Below are 1,753 nucleotides of genomic sequence, written 5' to 3'. Positions count from 1 at the left end.
CCTATCGCGGCACCGCCTATGTCGTCTTCGAGGAACTGGCGCTTTCCACCTATGGCAACCGCCTGCCGCAGTTGTCGTTCGAGGTCTTCCGCCCGCTGGACGACTCCGACACCGCCGAGGGACTGGTAAAAGCAGTGACTTTGATCCCGGCCTCGGGCGAGTTCACCTATGCGACCGAGGCGATCCGCAAGGGCAGCGGCGGCACGACCTCAGCCGAGAACCTGAACGCGCTGGCCGATGCGGCCGACGTCGTCGTCGCCCTCGACCGTCTGCAGGCCATGGCACCGGCAGTCGAAAGCGTCAGCCTGGTCGTCGCCTGGTTCGGCAACGACCTGCGCGCGGGCAACTGCGCGATCAGGCCGGGCGTCGAGGTGGCGACCAAGGTCACGAGCCCGAAGGTCTGGTTGGTCAATGGGGTCTCCCGCGCCAGCGCGCATATGGTCAGCCGCGACGCGGAAGATCGGCCGGTCTATGGCGGTACGCCCGCCGACTTCGCGGTGGTGCAGGCGATCCGCGAGATGAAGGCGCGCGGCCTGCGGGTGACCTTCTATCCCTTCCTGCTGATGGACGTGCCGCCCGGCAACACGCTGCCGAACCCCTACAGCGCGAATGCCGTGACGCCGGGCCAGCCGAGTTTCCCGTGGCGGGGCCGGATTACCTGTTCCCCGGCGGCAGGCTTTACGGGGACCGCCGACAAGACCGCCGGTGCGGCGACGCAGGTCTCCAGCTTCTTCGGCGCGGCCACCCCGGAGCAGTTCGCGGTGTCGGGCGACAACGTGAATTGGACCGGCCCTGCGGGTGACTGGGGACTGAGGCGCATGATCCTGCATTACGCCCATCTCTGCGCGGTCGCGGGCGGGGTCGATGCCTTCCTGATTGGTACCGAGATGCGCGGGCTGACGACGATCCGCTCCAGCGCCAGTGCCTATCCCGCAGTGACGGCGTTCAAGACGCTGGCGGCGGATGTGAAGTCGATCCTCGGGCCGGGCACAAAGGTCGGCTACGCCTCGGACTGGTCCGAGTATTTCGGGCACCAACCGGGCGATGGCAGCGGCGATGTCTATTTCCACCTCGACCCGCTCTGGTCGGACGCCAACATCGATTTCATCGGCATCGACAACTACATGCCGCTTTCCGACTGGCGCGATGGCTTCGACCATGCCGATGCCCTCGAGGGCTGGTCGGCCGTCCATGACCGGGCCTATCTGCAGGCCAACATCGCGAGCGGCGAGGGCTTCGACTGGTTCTACGCCAGCGCTGCCGACCGGTCGGCGCAACTGCGCACGCCCATTTCTGACGGTGCCGCGGGCAAGCCTTGGGTCTTCCGCTACAAGGATCTGCGCGCCTGGTGGTCGAACCCGCATTTCAACCGGCCGGGCGGGGTGGAAAGCGGCACGCCCACCGCATGGGTGCCGCAATCGAAGCCCGTCTGGTTCACCGAGCTTGGCTGCCCTGCCATCGACCGGGGCACGAACCAGCCGAACGTGTTCTTCGACCCGAAGTCGTCGGAAAGCTTCACGCCCTACTTCTCGCGGGGTTGGCGCGATGATGCCATCCAGCGCGCCTATCTCGAGGCGAGCTACCTCTGGTGGGGCGAGGGCGCGAACAACCCTACCTCATCCGTCTACGGCGGCCGGATGGTGCATGTGCCGGAATGCGCCGCCTGGACCTGGGATGCGCGGCCCTATCCGCTCTTTCCGGAACTTACCGGGGTCTGGACGGACGGCCCGAATTGGCGCCTTGGCCACTGGCT

At 66.9% G+C, this 1,753-nt stretch carries 1 protein-coding gene; it reads left to right on the top strand.

Going from position 1 to position 1,753, the window contains the following annotated elements; translation table 11 throughout:
• The coding region (locus CRO07_RS18200) for a baseplate multidomain protein megatron (RefSeq protein ID WP_176504637.1) at nucleotides 1-1,753 on the top strand (1,753 nt) is incomplete at both ends.

This window comes from Cereibacter ovatus, assembly GCF_900207575.1.
GTDB lineage: Bacteria > Pseudomonadota > Alphaproteobacteria > Rhodobacterales > Rhodobacteraceae > Cereibacter_A > Cereibacter_A ovatus.
The sequence above is the reverse complement of the archived record's forward strand: the minus strand, read 5'-3'. Positions and strand labels throughout refer to the sequence as shown.